Here is a 19,975-nt window from a genome sequence, read left to right on the forward strand (position 1 = left end):
GCCATGTATCGCCTGTTCGTCACACCCGTCGGTCCGTTCGGCTTCGCCGTCGCCGAGCGGCTGCGTGACCTGGTCCACGACGTCGAGATCGCCGGCGCGCCCGGCGCGGTGGTCCGGCCCCGGACACCGGAACCCCGGCTGCACGTGCTCATCGCCTGGCGCCGGATGCCCGAGCTGGAGCGCGAGTGTGACGAGGAGTCGTTCCGCACCGGCCAGCCCTGGCTGCCGGTGATCCTGGACCACCCGGTGCTGGAGATCGGCCCGGCCGTGGTGCCGGGCGCCGGCGCGTGCCAGGGCTGCTACCGCGGCCGGCAGGCGCAGCACGACCCGGCCCGGACCGTCCGCGCCGCGGTGGACCGGCACTACACCGCGGACGCGCAGGCCGGTCCGGCCGGATACCTGCCGTCGACCGCGCTGCTCGCGGCGGCCGCCGTCGCCGAGGCCGTCGAACGGCTCCGGACCGCTCCGGAGGACGAGGCCGGTCGGGTACGGCAGATCGACGTGCCGACCCAGCAACTACGCGCCGGCCGGGTGGTCGGCGTGCACGGATGTCCGCGGTGCGGCCTGGGCCGGGACGAGACCACCCGGTCGTACGTACGGCTGCCCGACCTGCTGCAGGGAGTGTGGGGATGATCGGAACCGAGGAAACGACCCGGCACGAGGGCCGGATGTCGGCCGCCACCATGGCCTACGTCACCGGCGTCGACCCGCAGTTCCAGGTGCCGGACCGGCCCTGCCTGGTACCCGGCCTGGTGACCGTCCCGCTCGACGACGGCCTGGCGTTCGCCGGCGGCGGCAACCGCACCACCGCGCTGCGTGGCCGGACCGCCACCACGCTGATCCCGCGGCTGCTGCCGGAACTGGACGGCGCCCGCACCGTCCCGGAGCTGGCCGCCGCGCTGCCCGGGGTGTCCGAGCGCACCCTGTACGCCTGCGTCTCGATGCTCTACGTCAGCGGCCTGCTGCAGAACGGCCCGGCCGGCGACGAGCTGACCCTGATCCCGGCCGAGGTGATCGACTACCTGGGCCGGAACCTGGACACCACCCGGGTCAACCGCAGCCGCAGCGAGGCCGGCGACCGGCTGGCACAGACCCGGGTGCTGCTCGCCGGGCCCGGTGCGCTGACCGGCGTGCTGCGCGCCGAACTGGCCGCGTCCGGCGTGGACGTGCACGGCTGGACCGGTGCCGACATGCCGATCGGGGCCGGTGACTTCGTGGTCGCCGTCGACGACGGGGACGCCGCGGCGATGGCCCGGGTCGACGAGGCGTGCCGCCGGGCCGGGATCGGCTGGCTGCGCACCGCGGCCGGTGAGCGCACCGCCGAGGTCGGGCCGCTGTTCGACGCCCGGTACACCGGCTGCTACGACTGCTTCGCCGGTCCGTTCGATCGCGGCGAGCCGTCGCCGGCGCGGGTCGCGGCCTGGGCCGCCCTGATCACCACGGAGATCGTGCACCTGCTGTCCCGGGTCGGCCAGACCCCGTCGCTGACCGGCTGCGCGGTGTACGACCTCGTCGACTGGACCCAGTCCACGCGCAGCGCGTACCGCCTGCCGGGCTGCCCGGTCTGCCTGCCGTCCGAGCTGCCGGGACCGGCCCTGGCGCACGTGTACGAGCAGGCGGTGGCGTTCCCGCCCCGCGAATGGCTCAACCCCAAAGACCACCAGATGCACTTCAAACCGTCGAACGTGGCGCTGCAGCGCTACAACCGGGAGTTCCCGGCCGCCGTGAAGGTCTCTCTCGGCGAGGAGCAGACGATCGGGGCGCTGCTGCGGCGTACCGCCGGGCTCCGCGAGGAGCGGGACGGGCAGGTCCGCCGGTGGGCGCCGACCGGCGGGAACCTCGGCTCGGTGCAGGCCTACCTGCTCGCCCTGGACGTGCCCGGGACCGACCCCGGCTGGTACTTCTACCAGCGCGGCGACCACAGCCTGGCCCGGATCCGCGCGCTCGACGACGCCGGCGGCGTGGTGGCCGCGGTCAGCCCGGCGCTCGCCGTGGACCGGCCGTCGGCACTGCTCGTGCTCACCGGCGCGCTCGGTGTGGTCGCGGCCAAGTACCACGAGTTCGCCTACCGGATTCTCTGCCTGGACGCCGGCGCGGCGCTCGCCCAGCTGACCGCGCTCACCGACGAGCACGGCGCCACGGCCCGGATCGCCGACCGCTGGGACGACACGGCGATCGCCGCCGCGCTGCGCCTGGACGACAGCGAGCCGGTCACCGCCGTGGTCGCCCTGACCCTGAGGAACGACGCATGAGCGTGGACACCGCCGACGAGCGCCTGCACCTGCTGGAACGGCTGCTGGCCGACACCAAGCGGGACCCCGGGCCCCGGATCCTGGTCCCGGCACACCTGCAGCCGCCGCCGCACGAGGGGCCGTCGATCGCGCTGCCCGCCCCGGCCGGCCCGCGCCTGGCCCTGGACGACGTGCTCGCCGAACGCACCTCGACCCGCGACTACGCGCCCGCCGCGATGTCCGCCGAGGACCTGTCCGCGCTCTTCGCGGCCGCCGACCGGATGGACGCGCGTGGCTGGGCGGGGGAGCGCGAGGCCGGTGTCGGGCTGGAGCTGTACTGCGCGGCCTGGCGGGTCACCGGCGTGGACACCGGGCTGTACCGGTACCTGCCCGGGGAGTCCGCGCTGCGCCGGGTGGCGAGCCTGCCCTCCGGCGCCGAGGCCGAGGAGCTCGTGCTGCAGCGGGAGTTCGCCCAGGCGCCCGCCCTGCTGGTGATCACCGGGAACCTGGCCGGCGCGCTCGCCCGGCACGGCAGCCACGGTCACCGGCTGCTGCTGTCCCGGGCCGGCGCGGCCGGGCACGCCGCCTGGCTGGCCGCCCTGCGCCTCGGGCTGGTCGGCACGGTCTTCGCCGGTCTGCTGCCGCACGTCCTGCGGGAACGGGTCGGCGCCGACGGCTACCACCGGGCCCCGCTGTTCGCGTTCGCCGCCGGTCACCCGGCGCCGGAGTGGACGGCGTAGCCCGGCACAGAGCTGGGGTCCGCGCTCCCGGAGCCCGGGCCCCGGCCGGCGGCGACCGCCGACCGGCAAGACACATCAAAGGAGATGAGTCGCGTGAAGAGTGACCTACCGATGCCCGAGATCCACGATGAACTGGACCTCTGGCTCGAGGACGACCTGACCGCCGAGCTGCTGCCGACCGTGGTGAGCGCGTCGCTGCTCGGCACCGGTGGCTGTGGCCCGTGCCACGGCTGCGGTCCGTGTGGCGGGTGCCGCGCCAGCGGCGGCTGCGCCCCCTGCGGTCCCTGTGGCGGTTGCCGGGGCTGCGGTCCCTGCGGCGGCTGCGGTGGCACCCGGGGCTGTGGCGGCTGTGGCGGCTGCGGTGGCACCCGGGGCTGCGGCGGCTGTCGCTGATCTGAGGGTCTGACCCAGCCGGGGGCGTGCTGTCACCAGTGCGCCCCCGGCGTCCTACTGCCCGTTGGAGAACGACACCCATGTCTGCCGAACAGAGCACGCTCGACTGGCTCGACGAGCCGGTGGAGCTGGCGCCGGAGGTCGAGCTGGTCGACGGCGCCGACGGCCACCCGTTGCTGTTCAACGCGGCGTCCGGCACGTATGTCCGGCTCAGCCCGACCGGGGTGCGGGTGGTGCCGTTGCTCGACGGCAGTCGTACCGGCACCGCGCTGCTGGACGCGGCCCGCCGTTCCCGGGGACCGGACGGCACCCGGGACCGGTCGCCGGTGCTGCTGTCGTTCCTCACCGACCTGCGCGCGGCCGGGGTGCTGTGCGTACCGCCGGAACCGCTGCGGGGCCGGCACCTGGCGCTGTCCTGGCTCTTCCGGCTCACCCCGCGCCTGCGGATCCCGGCCCGGCACCTGAACCTGCTGCTGCGCCCGCCGGCCAAGCTGCTCGCCCGCTTCCCTCGATCGTCCTTCGCCGTCGCGGTGCTGGTCGCGGTCGCCGCCACGGTCGCCATCGTGCTGGCGATGACGCTGCCCGCCCCGATGGTGTTCGCCGGCCCGTCCTGGCTGCTGCTGATCGCGGCGCTGCTGGTGCAGGCGACCGTGCACGAGATGGGGCACGCCGCGGTGTGCCAGTCGCTGGGTGTGCCGGTCCGCGAGGCCGGGGTGAAACTCTTCTTCTACCTGCTCCCGCTGACCTACGTGGACCGCACCGACGCCTACCGGGTCCGCTCCCGCACCGCCCGCAGCGCCGTCGCCCTGGTCGGCCCGCTCGTCGACCTGGCCGCCGCCGGCCTGTCCGGCGCGCTGATCGTCGTCGACCCGGTGCAGTTCGGCTGGCTGCGCTGGCTGCTCGGCATGCAGCTGTTCGTCATCCTCAACAACCTCAACCCGCTGCTCCCGCTCACCGACGGCCACCACGCGATGGAGGCCGCCCTCGGCGAGTTGAATTTGCGCCACCGCGCCTTCGCCTACCTGGGCCACCTGCTGTTCCGCATGCCCCTGTCCGCGGCCCACCGCGCGGTCACCCCCGCCCGCCGCCGCCTGTACCTCACCTACGGCCTGATCAGCGCCACCTACCTGCTCCTGGTCCTGTCACTGATCGCCATGAACTACTACCGCCTACTGGCCCAATTCACCCATTAACCCCATTCGGTACGAATACCGAGCGCCCCGCCGCAGGCTACAAAGCCACGCCCCGGGCCGGTCCCGCGCCACGCCCGCGCCCCCACCGACCCAGCCGCGCCTCCCGGCCCGCGTCGATCCCCGCGCGACGCCCGCGCCACCGCGGACCGCAGCGCGCCTCCCGACCTCGGCTGGTGCTGAGGGGTGTCTCAACGCCGTTGAGACACCCCTCAGCACCAGCCGGTCTCGCTGGCTGGGTTGCTTCCGGTTGGCGGGTGGCCGGGGTCGGCCGCCAGGCCGGGCGGGCGCTGGGTTGCGGTGCGCCACGCCGCCCGCGGCCCGTCCGGGTGCGCGGCCGTCCCGCAAGGTGGCCGGCTCGTCCCGGTAGTCGGTCGCCCTCCGGGCCCGGCTGGTCCTCACGGCCGCCAACCCGCCCCGATCCGGCCGTCAGGCCCAGCCGGAGTCGCCGGGCTGGTCCTGGCGGCCGTTGTGGCGTCCTCATTAGGGCTGTCAGAGCCAGCCGCGGTCGACGGGCTGGTTCTGACAGCCGTTATGGCGTGCTCATCAGGGCCGCAAGAGCCAGCCGGGCTTGTTCGGGTGCGCGCCTCCCGGCACCGGCTGGTGCTGATGGTTGTGTGTCGGCGGCCGGGAGGCAGCCGCCCGCGCCAGCCGGGTCCGTGGGCTGGTTCTGAGGGGTGTCTCGGGGGTGCCGAGACACCCCTCAGAACCAGCCGAGGTCGGGGGCGCGCTGCGGTCTGGGGTGGGGCGGGTCTCGCGTGGGCCCTACGGGCGGGAGGGTCAGGGGCGGGCGAGCAGGTCGCTGACCTCGGTGCGGGAGGAGACGCCCAGCTTGCGCAGGATGTTGGAGACGTGGACGGCGGCGGTTTTCGGGGAGATGTAGAGGCGGCGGGCCAGCTCCGTATTCGTCAGGCCATCGCTGATCAGGACGGCGACCTCGCGTTCGCGCGGGGTCAGGGCGGCCGGGCCGGTGACCGCGGGCGCGCCGCCGGCCGGGGCCATCCCGAGCTGCGCGCGGACCGCGTCGAGCTGGGCCACCCGCCAGCCGCCCCACCCGGCCAGCAGCGCCGCGGCCGCCTCGGCCTGGGCGGCGGCCTCGCTACGACGATCCGCGGCCAGCAGGCAGCGAGCCGCCCCGAGCCGCACCGTGCCCCGCACGAACGGCGCCAGGATGTGCGCGTCCGTGATCGAGAGATACCCGGCCAGCGCCTCGGCGTGCCGGCCGTGCGCCTCGGTCACCTGGGTCTCGACCAGCGTGCGCAGCGCGTCCCACACCTCGGCGTCGAGCAGCGCCTCGGCCATCATGTCCAGTCGCCCGGCCGGCAGTCCGAGCTGGAGCGCCGCCGAGATCAGGTCGTGGGCCTGTTCACCGCTGCGCCACGGCTGCGGGGCGATCAGCGTGATGAACTCGTCCAGGGCGGCCTCGGCACCGGCCAGGTCACCGCGCCGGCAGGCCAGGTTGAACACCAGCCCGGGGATGGTGGTCGGCATGTTGCTGGGCAACGTGGCCAGGTCGGTGATCAGCTGCTCGACCCGGTCCAGTTCGTTGGCCTCCAGGTAGAGCCCGGCCAGGAAGACGCCGTGGTAGTCGGCCCACCGGCCCCGGCGCTGGTAGCCGTGGTCGTGCTCGCGGCCCTCCTCCAGCGCGGCGATCGCGGCGCGCAGGTCACCGGAGCGCAGCGCGAGCCGGGCCCGGCCCTGGAAGTACGTGGCCACGGCGAGCGACTCGAACCCGGCCCGTTCGGCGTCGACCCGCATCCGCTCCAGGGTCTCGGCGTGCTCGACCGGCGAGGCCGGCGGCTCGCCGTGCACCAGGGCGTTCAGGGCCCGGGCGGCGAGCACCCACTCGCCGGCCTGCTCGGCCTCGTCGACCAGCCCGGCGAGCATCTTGCGGCCGTCGGCGGCGGTGTGCGGGCGCTCGGTCAGCGTGGAGCCCTTCTCGACCAGGGCGGCCAGGCGTACGGACGGCAGGTCGAACTCGTCGGCCAGTGCCAGCGCCCGGTCCGACCAGTGCAGGGCCGCGTCGAGCTCGTCACGCAGATACGTCGACTGGGCGATCGCGGTCATCGCCCGGGCCTGGTCGGCGCCCGGCGGCAACTCGGCGATCAGCGTCTCGATGTGCTGGGTCAGGGCGCGCATCTCGCCGGTCTCCCGGGACTCCCAGGCGATCCGGACCAGCAGGTACAGCGACTCGGCCCGGTCGGTGCTGGTGCCGGCCAGGTCCCGCCAGCGCCGGCCGTGGCGCAGCGCGTCGTCGAGCAGCCCGGCCAGCCACGCGGCCCGGGCCGCGGACGCCAGCAGATCGGTGTCGTCGGGCGCCTCGTCGAGACCCATCTCGGCCAGCTGCAACGCCTGGTAGGCGGAGCCGATCGACAGATACAGCGCGGCACCCCGCCGGGCTGCGGTGATCATGTCGTCGTACCGGCCGGCGCCGCGGGCGTGGTGCGCGACCATGGCCGGGTCGGAGGCGCCGCCGCGCAGCAGCACGTCGAGGGCCGCCTCGTGCAGCCGGCGCCGCTGCCGGCCGAGCAGCTGACCGGCGATCGCCTCGCGGACCAGCGCGTGCCGGAACGCGAACTCGTCCTCGCCCGCCTCGACCAGCACACCCCGGGTGACCAGGTCGCGCAGCACCGCGATCAGCGCGTCCTCGCCGGCCCCGGTCACGTCGGCGAGCAGGTCGAACGGGATGCGGTGGCCGAGCACGGTGGCCGCCTCGACGATCCGGTGGCTGACCGGGTCGAGGTCGTCGACCTGCCGGCGCAGCACGTCCGCGAGGCTCCACGGCAGCGGCTGCTCGACGAGCGCCTCCACGTCGTAGCCGGGCAGTGCGCGGAGCAACTCCTCCAGGAAGAACGGATTGCCGCCGGTCCGATGATGCAGAGCGGTCGCGGCACGCAAGGCCACGGGTGCACCGGTCGCGGCCGCGAGCAGGGCCGCGGTCTGCGCGGGGGACAAGCGATTCAATCGTACGTGGGTGACCGCGTGCCGGCGCTCCAACCGGGCCAGCAGACCGGCCACCGGCTGGCGGCGGGTCACCTCGTCCGGCCGGTATGTCCCGATCAGCAGCCGTGGCCCGGGCTGGTCGGCGATCCGCTCGAACAGTGCCGCGCTCTCCGAGTCGGCCCAGTGCAGATCTTCGAAGACGATCACGGCGGGGGCGTCGCCGATCAGGTCGGCCACCACGGCCAGGCCGGTGTGCAGCCGCTCGATCGGGCTGCGCCGCGGATCGCCGAGCGCGTCCAGCTGCGCCTCGTCGACCCCGGCCCGCCCGTCGATGGCGTCGAGCAACACCTCGTACGGCCGGGACAGCGAGCCGGGCTCGGCCTGGCCGATCAGCACCACGGCCTGCGCCGGAAGGGTGGACAGCAGCTCCTGGACCAGCCGGGTCTTGCCGATGCCCGGCTCGCCCGCGATGATCGCGACGGCCGGCTCACGCGAAGCAGCGAGCCGCGCCAACCGGCGCAGCTCGCTGTCCCGACCGATCATCACCGGGCTGGCACCGCCGCGGAGGGTTCGCACGACGCCAGGGTACCGGTGGGGTGTCCGCGTACCGCCGAGGCTTTCCCGGCCCGGCGGGACAGGCGGTTGCGCCGGGCGCCGGCGAGTAGGCGCTCCTTGTCGGCCTCGGCGATCAGCTCGCGCTGCCGGTCGTTCGCCAGGGCCAGCATCAGTTCCGGGTGCATCAACATGACTTGTCTCCTCGTTCGTGGCTGATGGGTCAATCCTCGGCCGGAACGGGACCCGCCACATCGGAAGCTGTTACCTATCTTCGCTGGTCAGAACGGTTTAGTCGGCGACGCGCGGGTGGACTAGGCATACCTAGACGGAACCCGATGACCTAGGGTGGCGGCGACCACGAGCACGGGGGTACGAGCATGGGAACGACCGCTGACCGGCTGGCGGCGGCGTATTTCGACGCCATCGCGACGCTCTGCACGGTGACCCCGAAGGGCTGGTACGCCGAGCGCGGCACCGCCCGCGCGGCTCTCACCGGCGCCAGCCTCGCCACCCTCAACTGCGTGTACGACACCACCCTGGACCCGGACCCGGAGTCCCTCGAGGAGCTGGCCGCCGACGTCAGTGACCGCACCGCCGACTGGTCCATCATGATCCGCGGCGCGGCCAGTCCGGAACTGATCGCCCTCGCGGCCCGCCACGGCCTGACCCGGCACGGCGACGTGCCGCTGCTGGGCTGCGCGATCGGCGACGTCGAGTTCCGCGACGACGAACGGCGCGTCTCGGTCCGCCGGATCGGCGCGGCCGAAAGTGACCTGTACACGCAGGTGCTCGCCGAGGGGTTCGAGGCGCCCGCGGCGGCGTTCGGCTCGCTGATGGGCGGCACGGTGCTGGACGCCGGCCCGGTCACCGGCTATCTGGCCGAGTCCGGCGGCCACCCGATCGGCACCGGCCTGGCCATGACGTCCGGCGACGTGGTCGGCGTGTTCAACATCGCGGTACGGCCGGCCGCCCGCAGCCTGGGCGCCGGCCGCCGGATCACCGAGGCGGTGCTGCACGGCGCCCTGGTCTCCGGCGCCACCTGGGCCTACCTGCACCCGAGCGAGATGGCCCGCCCCCTCTACGAGTCGATGGGCTTCCACCTGGTCGAGACCTGGACCGCCTTCACCGCCTGACCCCGCGGAGCCGCCGCGCCGAGCCGGGCGCTGCCCGCGCCGCGCACAGCGCGCCCCGCGGCACCGCGCGAGACCGAGGCCACTCAAGGCTGCGGCCGCGTCGAGCGGGGGTTGGCTGGCTCTCAGGGGTGTCTCCGCATGGCGGAGACACCCCTGAGGCCCAGCCGGTGACCGGGAGGCGCGCTGCGGTCCGGGCCGGGAGCGGGTCTCGCGGCGGCCTCACGGGCGGGACTCGGCTCGTAGCCTGCGGACGAGCGCTCCGTATCCGTACCGAATAGGGCTGACCGGAAGCCGAAGCGGACCTGGCGCGTCAGGGATGGACCACCGCGGGCAGGACGAAGAGCATCGTGGTCGACCAGGTGATGTGGGTGAGGATCGGGGCGAGGATGCCGCCGGTGGCGCGGCGTTGCAGGGCCAGGATCAGGCCGAGCAGGGCGGCCGCGAAGACCAGCATCGGGTTGCCGGTGGCCAGCGTGGCGGCGGCGTAGACGACCGTGGAGATCGGGACGGCCCAGCGGCGGCCGATCGCGGCGAACAGCGCGCCGCGGAAGAAGACCTCCTCGGCGATGCCGTTCAGGACGGTGATCGCGGTGATCGGGACGATCGCGCCGTAGCGGGCGTGCGCGAGGACGCTGTTGACCGGGTCGCGCAGCGCCGGCACCTCCCGGACGACAAGCGAGCCGGCCACGAAGACGGCCGCGATGACCAGGCCGGTCAGCACCGGTACGACGATCGGGCGGCGCAACCGGCCCCGGAACGGCGTCCAGCCCAGGTGCAGCGGGCCGGACAGCAGCGCGCCACCGATCCAGGTGAGCGCGACCAGCACGGTCAGCGGGTAGAAGACGGCGTCGCCGGGGCGCACCGAGAGTGAGACGCCGAGCAGGATCGCGCCGGCCACCAGGGTGAGCGCGGCGACGATCCGGCGGCGGCGGAACTCCCGGTCGGACTGCTGATGATCGCGCTCAACCCGGTCGACGAACGACGAGGCGAGCACGTCGCGGGTGTGGGTCAGCCAGGTCATCGGCCCGGCCGGACCTGGTCGTGTCGCTGTTGCGAGGCCAGCGCCAGGCGGACCGCTTCGTCGTAGCCGATGGTCGGGCCGGGCAGTAGCGACGTGATGCTGCGATCCCGGACCACCACCTCGGTGGCCATCGAGTCGACCAGATTCCGCGCGGTCGCCAGATCAACATCGGTCACGAAGCGCAGCCACGCCGACGACAGCCGCGGGGTCAGCAGCGGCACGGTCAGGTTCGGCAGCCGCTTGCCCATCACCGCGGCGGCCCGCTGCAGCATGTCGAGATAGCGCAGCACCTCCGGCCCGCCGATCTCGTAGACCCGGCCGCGCGCCTCGGCCGGCTCCAGCACGCCGATCAGGTACCGCACCGCGTCCGGCAGCGCGATCGGCTGGGTGCGGGTCCGGACCCAGCGCGGCGTCACCATGATCGGTAACCGGCCGGCCAGTTCGCGGGTCATCTCCCAGGAGATGTTGCCGTGCCCGATCACCACGGCGGCGCGCAGCACGGTGACCGGCACCGGCCCGGCCTGCAGGATCTTCTCCACCTCGCGGCGGGACCGCAGGTGCGGCGACAGGCGCCGGCCGTCCGGCCCGAGCCCGCCGAGATAGATGATCCGTTCCGCGTGCGCGGCGGCCGCGGCCTCGGTGAAGTTCCGGGCCGCCTGCGCGTCGCGCTGCTCGAAGTCGTCCGAGTCCAGCGAGTGGACCAGGTAGTAGGCCGCGTCGACGCCCTGGAACGCGGCGCGCAGCGACGCGGGATCGCCGACGTCACCGCTGACCGGCTCACCCGCGCCGGTGTACTCCGCCGGGTTGCGGGTCATCGCCCGCACCCGGTAGCCCTGTTCCACGAGACGGGCCGCGACGTGCGAGCCGATGAACCCGGAAGCGCCACTGACCAGCACAGTTTTCGTCACGGTCCTGCCCATACCCGATTCGGCCGGTCTGAGTCGGCCCTGTGGAGATCTGCACATGATCGCCCGGCGTTCCACATTTCCCGCCCAGGCGAAGATCTCCTTGGGCACGGATTTCCGACAGCGTCGCCACCCGGCCGCCGGGCAGAGCGACCCGCGGCTCGCCACCTTCATGCATGCCCAGCTTCCCGCCGGGTCGGCCGGCGTGCACACCCCGGGCGCCTGGGAGGCGGCCGTGCCGAACGGCGTCTACACGGTGACCGTCGCGGTCGGCGACGCCGGCACGGCGGTCGACAGCGTGCACTGGGCCAGTGTCGAGGATCAGAACGCGATCGCCGCTTTCCGGCCGACCGCCGCGGTCAAGTTCGCCACCGCCACCCGGACCGTGCGGGTCACCGACGGCAAACTCACGCTCAGCCCGGCCGGGGAGTCAACACCAAGCTCGGCTACATCGACATCGCCGGCGTCCACGATCACCAGCGGCGGCGGTGACGTGATCAACCTGTCGCCGACCGGCCCGCTCGCCGCGAACACCGCCTACCGGTTCACCGTCACCAGCGGGGTCACCGACGTGACCGGCGCGCCGTTCCTCCCGTACTCGATCGTCTTCACCACCGGCGCGGGTGGCACCCCGGGCGGGCCGGTCGCCTTCGACAAGACCGTCGGCGTCGCCACCGTCGTCAAGGGCCCGGACGGGCGGCTCTACGCCGGCACCCTGGACGGGTACCTCCACCGCTTCCCGATCAACGCGGACGGCACCCTCGGCCCGGCCACCGTGATCGGCACGGTCCGGGCCAACGCCACCGCGCTCGGCCTGCCCGGCGCACCGGCCCGCCTCGTGCGCCCGGCGCGGCTACACCGGCCCGGCGGTCCCGGCGCTGACCAGCGTGCCGACCGCCGAGACCGATTACGTGTTCGACGTGAAGCCGGGCCGGTACTACGGCCACCCGAACCCGGTCCGCTGCGAGTGGGTCCTGGCCGGTGGCAACCCGACCGCCGGCACCGACCCGTTCCAGGTGCCGGCGTACCCGGCCGGCACCGCGCCGGACCCGAACCTCGACCTGGCCGGCATCTACGACGCGGGCCTGCACGCCTCGGCGAATGGCGCGATCGAGTACCGCGGTGGCGCGCTCGACGGCAAGCTGCTGGTGGTCCGCTACTCCGACGGGCAGGACATCGAGACGTTCGACGTGGCGGCCGACGGCACCCTGTCCGGCCGGACCACCGGCATCACCGGGCTGACCGGGTTCAGTCAGCCGCTCGACGTCACCCAGGACCTGGCCACCGGCAATCTGTACGTCACCGAGCTCGGCGCCGGCCGGATCACCCTGCTGAAGCCGCGGCCCTGATACTACGTTTGACGTTATATAACGGCGGCGGTACTGTCCCGGGCATGCAGGAGCCGACGTTCTTGATCCTCACCGCCCTGGCGGCGGAACCCACCCACGGCTACGGCGTGATCCGCGCTGTGCAGGAGTTGTCGCAGGGTGAGGTGGTGCTGCGGCCCGGCACCCTCTACGGCGCCTTCGACCGGCTCACCGAGCAGGGCCTGATCGTGGTCGACCGGGAGGAGGCGGTCGACGGCCGGCTGCGGCGGTACTACCGGCTCACCGAGGCGGGCACGGCGGCGCTGACCGCGCAGGTCCAGCGACTGCGCCGCAACGCCGACGCGGCAGCGTCCCGGCTGCGCCTGGCGTTCGACGGTGTCGCCTTCGGTGGAGCCGGCGCCGCCGTCGGTGGTGTCGCGTGAGCGCCGAGCTGGAACGGCGGTATCGGTGGCTGCTGCGGGCGTTTCCCCGGGCCTACCGGGAGCACCGCGGCGTCGAGATGCTCACCACCTACCTCGACCTCGCCGCCGAAGGCGACGGCCGGCTCGGCCGGCGGGAGTCGGCCCATCTGATCCTTTGCGGACTGCGGCAGCGCTTCCGGCTACCGGCCCGGCGGCCGCTGGCGTGGATCGGGGCGCTGCTGGCGGCGGTGGTGCTGGGCGCGTTCGGCGCCGCGGCCGGCACCTGGGCCGGCTGGCAGACCGCCACCGCCATCCCGTCCGACGAGAATCTGCGCGATCTCAACGCGGCGGCCAGCGGCATCACGGCGCCCACGCTCGTCGCCGTCTATCCGGACGACTCCTCGGCGATACAGGGCCCGAGCGCGCTGGCGCGGACGTTCGGCACCAGCGACTACTCCGCCGAGCGGATCCGGGCCGCGCTGACCGCCGACGGCTGGCGGATCACGTCGTTCCGGGACGAGGCCGGAGCCACCATGGCCTTCCCCAGTGACACCGCGGTGGACATGGTGACCATTCCCACCACCTTCGTCTATTACACGGCGGTCAAGGACGGTCTGAAGCTCTCCGGATCCGGCGACGTCGTGACTGGCGCCGAACTCGGACTGGCCGGACAGACCAACTTCGGCACCATGGTCTGGCCGGTCGAGGCGGCGGCGGTCCGCCCGCTGACCATCGCCGGAGCGCTCGCCGGTGCCCTCGCCGGATGGCTGCTGGCCGCGGCATTCGTCCGCCGGATCCGCGCCGACGACCGGCGGCGGCGCTGGTCGGCGACGGTGGTGGGCGCTGCCGGGTTCGCCGCGGTGGCCGTCCCCGCCTACCGCCTCTACTGGGACGCCTACCAGGTGCTGGTCTACGCCCACGGCTCACCGGAGCCATATGTCGTCTACAGCCCCACGATCAGCTTCCCGATCCCCGCCTACGCGGCCCTCGGCCTGCTCGCCGCCCTAGCCGTCGCCGCGAGCCGTCCCTCGGCAAGCCGGCGCCAGCCGCCCCACGGTGAGCCGACCGACAGCCGAACCCCGCTGAGCCCCTGACCAGCTCGCGTGTTGCGGTCTGTCCCTGTCGGCCCGGCGGTTGCGGTTCGGCCCTGTCGGCCCGGCGGTTGCGGTTCGGCACGGTCGGCCGGACCGCAGCGAGCCGGGCCGGGCCAGCCGGACCGCGGAACTCACGGCGGGTCAGCCGGGCGCCGGCAGCTCGTCGAGCAAGCGCAGCGCTCGATGCACATGCCCCCCGCTCGCCGCGAGGGCCCGCTCCGCCTCCTCCGCGCTCGCCCCGGCGATCAGCGTCACCACCGCCACTTTCGCGTCGCCGCCGGCCTCGAGCAGGGCCTCCCGGCACTGTTCCGGGTCGGCGCCGGTCGCCTCGGCCAGGATCCGCAGCTGACGATCGCGGAGCTTGGCGTTGCTGGCCAGCATGTCGGTCATCAGGTTCGAATACGTCCGCCCGAGCCGCACCATGGTCGCCGTCGAGAACGCGTTCAACACCAGCTTCTGCGCGGTGCCGGCCTTCATCCTGGTCGAACCGGTCAGCACCTCCGGCCCGGTGTCCGGCGCGATGTGCACGTCGACGAGGGGCGCGATCGGGGAGGCCGGGTTCGCCGAGACGAGCACGGTGCGCGCGCCCCGGGCCCGGGCCACGATCAGCGCGGCCCGCACGTACGGCGTACGCCCGCTCGCAGTGACCCCGACGACCACGTCTCCCGCGGCGACGTCGGCGACCACCGCCTCCCCGGCGTCCTCGTCGTCCTCGGCCGCCTCGGACGGGTTGGTCAGCGCCCGGGTCCCGCCCGCGATGTGCGCCACCACCCGCCCCGGTTCCAGGCCGAACGTCGGGATCAGCTCGGCCGCGTCCAGCACCGCGATCCGCCCGGACGTGCCCGCGCCGACGTAGTGCACCCGGTGCCCGACGGCGAGCGCGGCCACCGCCAGTTCGACCGCGTCGGCCAGCTCGGGCAGCACCCCGGCGACCGCGATCGGCACCTGCCGGTCCTCCGCGTTGATCAGGTGCAGCAGCTCCAGCGAGGACATCCGGTCGATCGTGGCGCTGTGCGGATTGCGCTGCTCGGTGCGCGACAACGGCGCCTCGCCCGAGGAGCCGCGCGGATCGCCCGGAGAGGAACCTGGCGGCGTGCGCGACAGTGGCACCTCGTCGACCGGCCTCACCCGCGCCTCCGGTCGGTGATCGCGGAGTAGGTGACCTCGAGCGCGGTCCGGGTCGCCTGATAGGTGCGCTGGGCGACACCGACGAACACGCAGTCGATAACGGTCAGCTGGGCGAGCCGGCTGGCCATCGCGCCGGAGCGGAACGTGGTCTCCCGCGCCGCGGTGGTCAGCACCAGGTCGGCGACCCGGGTGATCGGCGACTTGGGGAAGTTGGTCAGCGCGACGGTCCGCGCCCCGCGCCGCCCGGCCTCGGCGAACGCGTCGATGGTGTCGCTGGTCGTGCCGGTGTGCGAGATGCCGAACGCCACGTCCCGCTCGTCGAGCAGCGCCGCGCTGGTCAGGGCCAGGTGGGTGTCGCTCCAGGCGTACGCGATCCGGCCGATCCGGAACAGTTTCTGCTGGAAGTCGGTGGCCACGAACGCGCTCGCGCCGACGCCGTAGATGTCCACCCGCCGCGCGCCGGCGACCAGGCCGACGACCTGCTCCAGCACCGCGATGTCGATCTGCGCGGCGGTCTCCTCGACCGCCCGGGCGTCCGCGAAGGCGATCTTCCGGACCACCTGGGCCAGGTCGTCGCCCTCGCCGATGTCGCTGCCCACCACCGGATCGTCCGGATCGGAGCGCCCGGCCTCACCGGCCAGGGTCAGCCGCAGCTGCGAATACCCGTTGAAGCCCAGCGCCCGGCAGAACCGGATCACCGTGGTCTCGCTGGACCCGGCCCGCTCGGCGAGGTCGGTGATGGTCAGCCGGGAAGCGGTGGCCGCCTCCTCGATGATCACCCGAGCCACCCGCTGCTCGGCCGGCGAGAGTGACGGCAACAGACCGCGCGCCCGGACCGTGGTATCCGACATGGTGGAAATTTTCCTTTGTTCAGCATCAGTGGTCAATATTCTTCACCCATGAGCACGACGATGGTGGTCGGAGTGGATGCCGGGGCCACGAGCACCCGGTGTGTGGTCGCCGATCTCGACGGGGTTGTGCTGGGCCGGGGCACGGCCGGCGGGGCCAACCGCAACAGCAGCGGGGGCGAGGTGAGCGCGTCCCTCACGGCCGCGTTGGGTGCGGCATTGCAGGCCCTTGATCGTACGAAGGTGAGCTGCGGCGTGCTCGGCGCGGCCGGTTCGGCCGGCGCGGGACGGGCCGCGTTCCGTGCCACCGCGACCAGGGCCTGGGCCGACGCGGGCCTGGCCGGCGAGCTGGTGACGGTGACCGACCTGGAGGTGGCGTACGCGGCCGGCACCGCCGAGCCGGACGGTGTGCTGCTGCTCGCCGGGACCGGCGCGCTCGCCGCCCTCTTCGCCGCCGGGCAGCTCTCCCGTCGCAGCGACGGGTACGGCTGGCTGCTCGGCGACGAGGGCTCCGCGGTGTGGATCGCGGTGCGGGCCCTGCGCGCGGTCCTCGCCGCCCTGGACGGCCGTGGCGAGCCGACGTCCCTGCTGGACGCGGCCTGCCACCACTTCGCCGTGCCCGACCTCCTGCAGCTGGCCGGTGACCACGGCGGCGAGCCCGAGCTTTTGCAGTCGGCCCGTGACCACAGCGGCGTGCCCGACCTCCAGGAGTCCCGTGACCACGCCGGCCTGCGCGGCGAGGACGTCGCTCAGGGGCTGATCGCGGCCACCTTCGCGGTTGCGCCGGCCGCGCTCGGCGGGTTCGCGCCCGCGGTCAGCGCCGCCGCCGAGCGCGGTGACCGGGTCGCCGGGCGGATCTGCGCCGCGGCCGCCGATCGTCTGCTGCACACCTTCGACAGTGTCGGGCCGCCACCCGGCGCTGCCGTGGTGCTGGCCGGTTCGGTGCTGCTCAGCCCGGGTGCGGTCAGCCGGGCGGTGCGTGCCGGACTGCTGGCACGCACCGCCGCGACTCCCCGGACGGCGCTGGACGGCGCCGCCGGGGCGGCCGGGCTGGCCATCGCCCGCATCACCGGAGCCCCCGTGCCGCCGGTGGTGCACGCGAGGCTGACTCACGCCCCGGACCGTGGATAGAGCAGGTATTTGCGCCGCTGCGCCTCGAACGTCGCGAGTTCGCCGGCCCACGCGCCGACGACGTCCGCGACCGAGCCGCCCGCGTCGATGGTGGTGCGCAGCCGGGCCGACCCGGTGAGCAGGTCGATCCAGTAGCGGCTGCCGTCCAGCCGCCAGCGGAACGCCGCCTCCTTCCGTGCTTCGACGAGCATCCCGACCGCCGTACGAATGGGATCAAAAGCGGTCCGGTCCACCACCTTGACCTCGACCCCGGCGCACAGCTCGCCGGCGAACTTGTTGAACGTCGGGGTGAAGTACGCCTCCCGGAACTCCACGCCCGGCAGGTTCAGCGCGGCGACCCGGTCACCCCAGCGGTAGTCGAAGCCCGGCCCGCCGATCAGCTCGAACGGCCGGGTGGTGCCGCGCCCCTCGGACAGCGCCGAGACGCCCTCGAACATCCCGGTGCCGGGGTAGACCAGCGCGGTGTCCGGGGTGGGCACGTTCGGACTCGGCAGCACCCACGGCAGGTCGCGTTCGCCCGCGAACCGCCGCGCGTCCCAGCCCCGGCAGGTGACCAGTTCGAGGTCGACCTTGCCGCCGAGGAACTCGCCGTTGTAGAAGCGGGCCAGCTCACCAACGGTCATCCCGTGCTGCTGGACGAGCTTGAGCCGGCCGACACCGGAGGTGAAGCCGTCGGTCATCATCGGCCCGTAGGCGCGCCCGCCGATCGGATTCGGACGGTCGAGCACCAGGTAGCGCAGGCCGAGCCGGGCCGCGGCGGCCATCGAGTCGTAGAGCGTGTAGATGTAGGTGTAGAACCGGGCGCCGATGTCCTGGATGTCGAAGACGATCACGCGTACCCCGGCCGCGGTGAACATCTGCGCCCACGTGTCCACGGTGGCCAGGTAGGCGTCGTAGACGGTCAGCCCGGTGCGGGCGTCGACACCGGTGCCCTCGCTGCCACCGGCCTGCGCCGAGCCGCGGAAGCCGTGCTCCGGGCCGAAGATCCCGCCGATGCTCACCCCGTCGGCGTGCATCCGGTCGACCAGGTGCCGGTATTCGCGGTCCACGGCGGTCGGATTGGCGACGATCCCGGCCCGCTCGCCCCGCAGCGCCGCCCAGCCGTCCGCCGCAAGCCGATCCATGCCGGTCAGCAGCCGCTGGCCGGCCGGAGCGGCGGCGCCCGCCGGTCCAGCGCCGCCGGCGCCCATCGACACGCCGCCGGCGCCCGCCAGGGCTGCGCTGAGCAGTCCGCGGCGCTTCACCGGACGTCCCAGGTCAGTCCGTGCCCGTACGGGTAGAGCCCCGGAATCGCCACGGGCAGCTTGCCGCGCGGGGGAGTGGTGCCGAGCAGCACCTTGGCGAGCGACCGCATCGACACTCCGGTGTAGCTGTAGGTGGCCAGGTAGGTGCGGACGCCGGGCAGCTGGGTGAGGTCGTAGGGGTTGCGCACCGCGACCACCAAGATTGGCTTACCGGTGGTCAGCAGCGCCGCCACCAGTGCCTTCTGTCGCCCGGCGGTGTCAAGATTCGTGAGCATCACGGTCACGTCGTGTGTCCGGGCCGCGGCCACCGCGTCGTCCGGCTGGTCCGTGACCAGCGCGTCACCGCCGAGCGCCCCGGCCAGCGCCGCGACGTTGCCGGTGGCGCTGGAGTTCCACCCGGTGACCAGCACCGACTTGTCGGGGCCGAGCGGCAGCAGACCCGCGTCGTTGCGGATCACCGTGACGGTGCGGTCGGTGACGGCCTGTGCCACCCGCAGGTGCTCGGCCGAGCCGATGCCGGCCGCGTCGACCGGCTGCCACGGCGTGAGCAGGCCGCGCTTCTGCTTGAGGGTCAGGATCCGTCGCACCGACTCGTCGATCCGGGCCTCGGTGAGCTCGCCGGACGCGACCGCGTCGAGCACGCTGCGTTGGGCGAGGGGCAGGTCCGGCGGCATCAGCAGCTGATCGACCCCGGCCTTCAGGGCCAGCACCGGCACCCGCGCGTCGCCGTACTTCTGCCGGACCGCGGCCATTTCGAGGGAATCCGTGACGATCACGCCCCGGTACCCCAGCTCGCCGCGCAACAGTCCGGTGATGATCGGTTTCGACAGGGTGGCCGGGTCGCCGGACGGATCGAGCGCGGGCACCACTATGTGCGCGCTCATGATGGCGTCGACCCCGGCGGCGATCGCGGCCCGGAACGGCGGGGCGTCCACCCGCTGCCACTCGGCGCGGCTGTGCGTGATCACCGGCAGGCCGGTGTGACTGTCGGTGGCGGTGTCGCCGTGCCCGGGGAAGTGCTTGGCGGCGGCCGAGACGTTCGCGCCGGTCTCGAACCCGAGCACCTGGCTCGCGGTGAGCGCGGCGGCCAGGCTCGGGTCGCTGCTGAACGAGCGCACCCCGATCACCGGGTTGGCCGGGTTCACGTTCACGTCGGCGTCCGGCGCCCAGGCCTGGGTGATCCCGGCCGCGCGCAGCTCGGCGCCGGTGACCTGCCCGGTGCGGTACGCGTCGGCCGGGTTGCGCCCCGCGCCGAGCGCCATCCCGCCGGGGAACTGCGTGGCCGGCGCCGGCATCCGGGTGACCACGCCGTGCTCCTGGTCGGTGGAGATGGTCAGCGGGACGCCGGGCGCGGCCGCCTGCAGCCCGTTGCTGAGCGCGGCGATCTGCCGGGGGTTCTGCAGACTGTTCGTCCAGGCGAAGTAGATCACGCCGCCGAGCTGGTATTTCGCGACGACTTCGGCGGGGGTGTCCACGCCGTAGAGGCGGCGGTTCTCCGGCGACGGAGTGTTCGCGTCGCTGCCGTAGACGTACGTGGTGAAGAGCTGGCCGATCTTCTGCGGCAGCGTCATCCCGGCCAGCACGCGGTCCACCGGTGACGCCGCGGCGGCCGGGAGCGCAGCGGGCACCGCGCCGCCCAGGGCCGCGACGGCGAGAAGAGCTACGGAACGCGTGCGCATGGTTTCGGAAG

The 19,975-nt window shown here is 73.7% G+C and carries 19 protein-coding genes and 1 pseudogene; 11 read left to right on the forward strand and 9 right to left on the reverse strand.

Going from position 1 to position 19,975, the window contains the following annotated elements; genetic code table 11:
* Nucleotides 1-3: 3 nt before the first annotated feature.
* The 5 genes from Apa02nite_RS36170 (at nt 4) to Apa02nite_RS36190 (ending at nt 4,557) form a co-directional block, all read left to right on the forward strand.
* Nucleotides 4-633 (forward strand): TOMM precursor leader peptide-binding protein, encoded by a 630-nt coding sequence (locus Apa02nite_RS36170; protein ID WP_203829057.1) that lies wholly within the window; start codon nt 4-6, stop codon nt 631-633.
* On the forward strand, nt 630-2,252 hold the full coding sequence (locus Apa02nite_RS36175) for a hypothetical protein (protein ID WP_203829058.1): 1,623 nt from the start codon (nt 630-632) through the stop codon (nt 2,250-2,252). Before Apa02nite_RS36170 ends, Apa02nite_RS36175 begins: the two co-directional genes overlap by 4 nt.
* Nucleotides 2,249-2,971, forward strand: a complete 723-nt coding sequence (locus tag Apa02nite_RS36180; RefSeq protein WP_203829059.1) for a nitroreductase family protein — start codon at nt 2,249-2,251, stop codon at nt 2,969-2,971. The genes Apa02nite_RS36175 and Apa02nite_RS36180 overlap by 4 nt, the downstream gene beginning before the upstream one ends.
* A gap of 221 nt (nt 2,972-3,192) precedes the next feature.
* Nucleotides 3,193-3,369: a hypothetical protein gene (locus tag Apa02nite_RS36185; RefSeq protein WP_203829060.1), complete on the forward strand. Its 177-nt coding sequence runs from the start codon at nt 3,193-3,195 to the stop codon at nt 3,367-3,369.
* Between the two features lie 75 nt (nt 3,370-3,444).
* Complete coding sequence (locus tag Apa02nite_RS36190; protein ID WP_203829061.1) at nt 3,445-4,557, forward strand: site-2 protease family protein; 1,113 nt, start codon at nt 3,445-3,447, stop codon at nt 4,555-4,557.
* A gap of 777 nt (nt 4,558-5,334) precedes the next feature.
* On the opposite strand, the gene Apa02nite_RS36195 is transcribed toward Apa02nite_RS36190, so the two are convergent.
* Nucleotides 5,335-8,073 carry an ATP-binding protein gene (locus Apa02nite_RS36195; protein ID WP_239164783.1) on the reverse strand — a complete coding sequence of 913 codons (2,739 nt, stop codon included), beginning with the start codon at nt 8,071-8,073 and terminating at the stop codon, nt 5,335-5,337.
* Entirely contained in the window at nt 8,040-8,243 is a 204-nt protein-coding gene (locus Apa02nite_RS36200; RefSeq protein ID WP_203829062.1) for a hypothetical protein, read from the reverse strand. The genes Apa02nite_RS36195 and Apa02nite_RS36200 overlap by 34 nt, the downstream gene beginning before the upstream one ends.
* A gap of 186 nt (nt 8,244-8,429) precedes the next feature.
* Between Apa02nite_RS36200 and Apa02nite_RS36205 the strand changes: the two genes are divergently transcribed.
* Entirely contained in the window at nt 8,430-9,185 is a 756-nt protein-coding gene (locus Apa02nite_RS36205; protein WP_203829063.1) for a GNAT family N-acetyltransferase, read from the forward strand.
* A 310-nt stretch (nt 9,186-9,495) separates the two neighbouring features.
* Here the strand turns inward: Apa02nite_RS36205 and Apa02nite_RS36210 are convergent, their stop codons facing one another.
* Together Apa02nite_RS36210 and Apa02nite_RS36215 are read right to left on the reverse strand one after the other, a co-directional pair.
* Nucleotides 9,496-10,206: a CPBP family intramembrane glutamic endopeptidase gene (locus Apa02nite_RS36210; RefSeq protein ID WP_203829064.1), complete on the reverse strand. Its 711-nt coding sequence runs from the start codon at nt 10,204-10,206 to the stop codon at nt 9,496-9,498.
* Nucleotides 10,203-11,114 carry an NAD(P)H-binding protein gene (locus Apa02nite_RS36215; protein ID WP_239164784.1) on the reverse strand — a complete coding sequence of 304 codons (912 nt, stop codon included), beginning with the start codon at nt 11,112-11,114 and terminating at the stop codon, nt 10,203-10,205. Before Apa02nite_RS36215 ends, Apa02nite_RS36210 begins: the two co-directional genes overlap by 4 nt.
* 169 nt (nt 11,115-11,283) lie before the next feature.
* On the opposite strand from Apa02nite_RS36215, the pseudogene Apa02nite_RS51385 reads away from it, so the two are divergent.
* Nucleotides 11,284-11,667 (forward strand): annotated as a pseudogene (locus tag Apa02nite_RS51385) (Ig-like domain-containing protein); the annotation flags it as partial.
* On the opposite strand, the gene Apa02nite_RS51390 reads toward Apa02nite_RS51385, so the two are convergent.
* On the reverse strand, nt 11,649-11,786 hold the full coding sequence (locus tag Apa02nite_RS51390; RefSeq protein ID WP_239164787.1) for a hypothetical protein: 138 nt from the start codon (nt 11,784-11,786) through the stop codon (nt 11,649-11,651). The pseudogene Apa02nite_RS51385 and the gene Apa02nite_RS51390 overlap by 19 nt on opposite strands.
* Before the next feature lie 212 nt (nt 11,787-11,998).
* Between Apa02nite_RS51390 and Apa02nite_RS51395 the strand changes: the two genes are divergently transcribed.
* Genes Apa02nite_RS51395 through Apa02nite_RS36230 form a run of 3 tightly spaced genes read left to right on the forward strand, consistent with a single transcriptional unit; the run spans nt 11,999 to nt 13,934 of the window.
* Nucleotides 11,999-12,460 (forward strand): PQQ-dependent sugar dehydrogenase family protein, encoded by a 462-nt coding sequence (locus Apa02nite_RS51395; protein WP_239164788.1) that lies wholly within the window; start codon nt 11,999-12,001, stop codon nt 12,458-12,460.
* Between the two features lie 44 nt (nt 12,461-12,504).
* Nucleotides 12,505-12,861 carry a PadR family transcriptional regulator gene (locus Apa02nite_RS36225; protein WP_203829066.1) on the forward strand — a complete coding sequence of 119 codons (357 nt, stop codon included), beginning with the start codon at nt 12,505-12,507 and terminating at the stop codon, nt 12,859-12,861.
* Nucleotides 12,858-13,934 (forward strand): hypothetical protein, encoded by a 1,077-nt coding sequence (locus tag Apa02nite_RS36230; protein ID WP_203829067.1) that lies wholly within the window; start codon nt 12,858-12,860, stop codon nt 13,932-13,934. Before Apa02nite_RS36225 ends, Apa02nite_RS36230 begins: the two co-directional genes overlap by 4 nt.
* 141 nt (nt 13,935-14,075) lie before the next feature.
* Here Apa02nite_RS36230 and murQ read toward each other — a convergent pair whose 3' ends face one another.
* Together murQ and Apa02nite_RS36240 are read right to left on the reverse strand one after the other, a co-directional pair.
* Nucleotides 14,076-15,062 (reverse strand): N-acetylmuramic acid 6-phosphate etherase, encoded by a 987-nt coding sequence (gene murQ, locus Apa02nite_RS36235; protein ID WP_307872013.1) that lies wholly within the window; start codon nt 15,060-15,062, stop codon nt 14,076-14,078.
* Nucleotides 15,059-15,913, reverse strand: coding sequence for a MurR/RpiR family transcriptional regulator (locus Apa02nite_RS36240; protein ID WP_203829068.1), 855 nt, complete (start codon nt 15,911-15,913; stop codon nt 15,059-15,061). Before Apa02nite_RS36240 ends, murQ begins: the two co-directional genes overlap by 4 nt.
* 48 nt (nt 15,914-15,961) lie before the next feature.
* Here Apa02nite_RS36240 and Apa02nite_RS36245 point away from each other — a divergent pair, with 48 nt between their 5' ends.
* Nucleotides 15,962-17,041 carry an N-acetylglucosamine kinase gene (locus tag Apa02nite_RS36245; protein WP_203829069.1) on the forward strand — a complete coding sequence of 360 codons (1,080 nt, stop codon included), beginning with the start codon at nt 15,962-15,964 and terminating at the stop codon, nt 17,039-17,041.
* Here the strand turns inward: Apa02nite_RS36245 and Apa02nite_RS36250 are convergent.
* Nucleotides 17,020-18,285, reverse strand: coding sequence for an exo-beta-N-acetylmuramidase NamZ family protein (locus Apa02nite_RS36250; protein WP_239164785.1), 1,266 nt, complete (start codon nt 18,283-18,285; stop codon nt 17,020-17,022). The genes Apa02nite_RS36245 and Apa02nite_RS36250 overlap by 22 nt on opposite strands.
* Nucleotides 18,282-19,964 (reverse strand): glycoside hydrolase family 3 protein, encoded by a 1,683-nt coding sequence (locus Apa02nite_RS36255; RefSeq protein WP_203829070.1) that lies wholly within the window; start codon nt 19,962-19,964, stop codon nt 18,282-18,284. Before Apa02nite_RS36255 ends, Apa02nite_RS36250 begins: the two co-directional genes overlap by 4 nt.
* Nucleotides 19,965-19,975: the final 11 nt, after the last annotated feature.

The sequence above is a fragment of the Actinoplanes palleronii genome (assembly GCF_016862315.1).
Taxonomy (GTDB): domain Bacteria; phylum Actinomycetota; class Actinomycetes; order Mycobacteriales; family Micromonosporaceae; genus Actinoplanes; species Actinoplanes palleronii.

What these genes read in the sequence shown, in the direction of transcription:
- Apa02nite_RS36170 (WP_203829057.1), top strand. Translation starts at nt 4, where the DNA reads ATGTATCGCCTGTTCGTCACACCCGTCGGTCCGTTCGGCTTCGCCGTC.
- Apa02nite_RS36175 (WP_203829058.1), top strand. Translation starts at nt 630, where the DNA reads ATGATCGGAACCGAGGAAACGACCCGGCACGAGGGCCGGATGTCGGCC.
- Apa02nite_RS36180 (WP_203829059.1), top strand. Translation starts at nt 2,249, where the DNA reads ATGAGCGTGGACACCGCCGACGAGCGCCTGCACCTGCTGGAACGGCTG.
- Apa02nite_RS36190 (WP_203829061.1), top strand. Translation starts at nt 3,445, where the DNA reads ATGTCTGCCGAACAGAGCACGCTCGACTGGCTCGACGAGCCGGTGGAG.
- Apa02nite_RS36200 (WP_203829062.1), bottom strand. Translation starts at nt 8,243, where the DNA reads ATGTTGATGCACCCGGAACTGATGCTGGCCCTGGCGAACGACCGGCAG.
- Apa02nite_RS36205 (WP_203829063.1), top strand. Translation starts at nt 8,430, where the DNA reads ATGGGAACGACCGCTGACCGGCTGGCGGCGGCGTATTTCGACGCCATC.
- Apa02nite_RS36210 (WP_203829064.1), bottom strand. Translation starts at nt 10,206, where the DNA reads ATGACCTGGCTGACCCACACCCGCGACGTGCTCGCCTCGTCGTTCGTC.
- Apa02nite_RS36225 (WP_203829066.1), top strand. Translation starts at nt 12,505, where the DNA reads ATGCAGGAGCCGACGTTCTTGATCCTCACCGCCCTGGCGGCGGAACCC.
- Apa02nite_RS36240 (WP_203829068.1), bottom strand. Translation starts at nt 15,913, where the DNA reads ATGTCGGATACCACGGTCCGGGCGCGCGGTCTGTTGCCGTCACTCTCG.
- Apa02nite_RS36245 (WP_203829069.1), top strand. Translation starts at nt 15,962, where the DNA reads ATGAGCACGACGATGGTGGTCGGAGTGGATGCCGGGGCCACGAGCACC.
- Apa02nite_RS36255 (WP_203829070.1), bottom strand. Translation starts at nt 19,964, where the DNA reads ATGCGCACGCGTTCCGTAGCTCTTCTCGCCGTCGCGGCCCTGGGCGGC.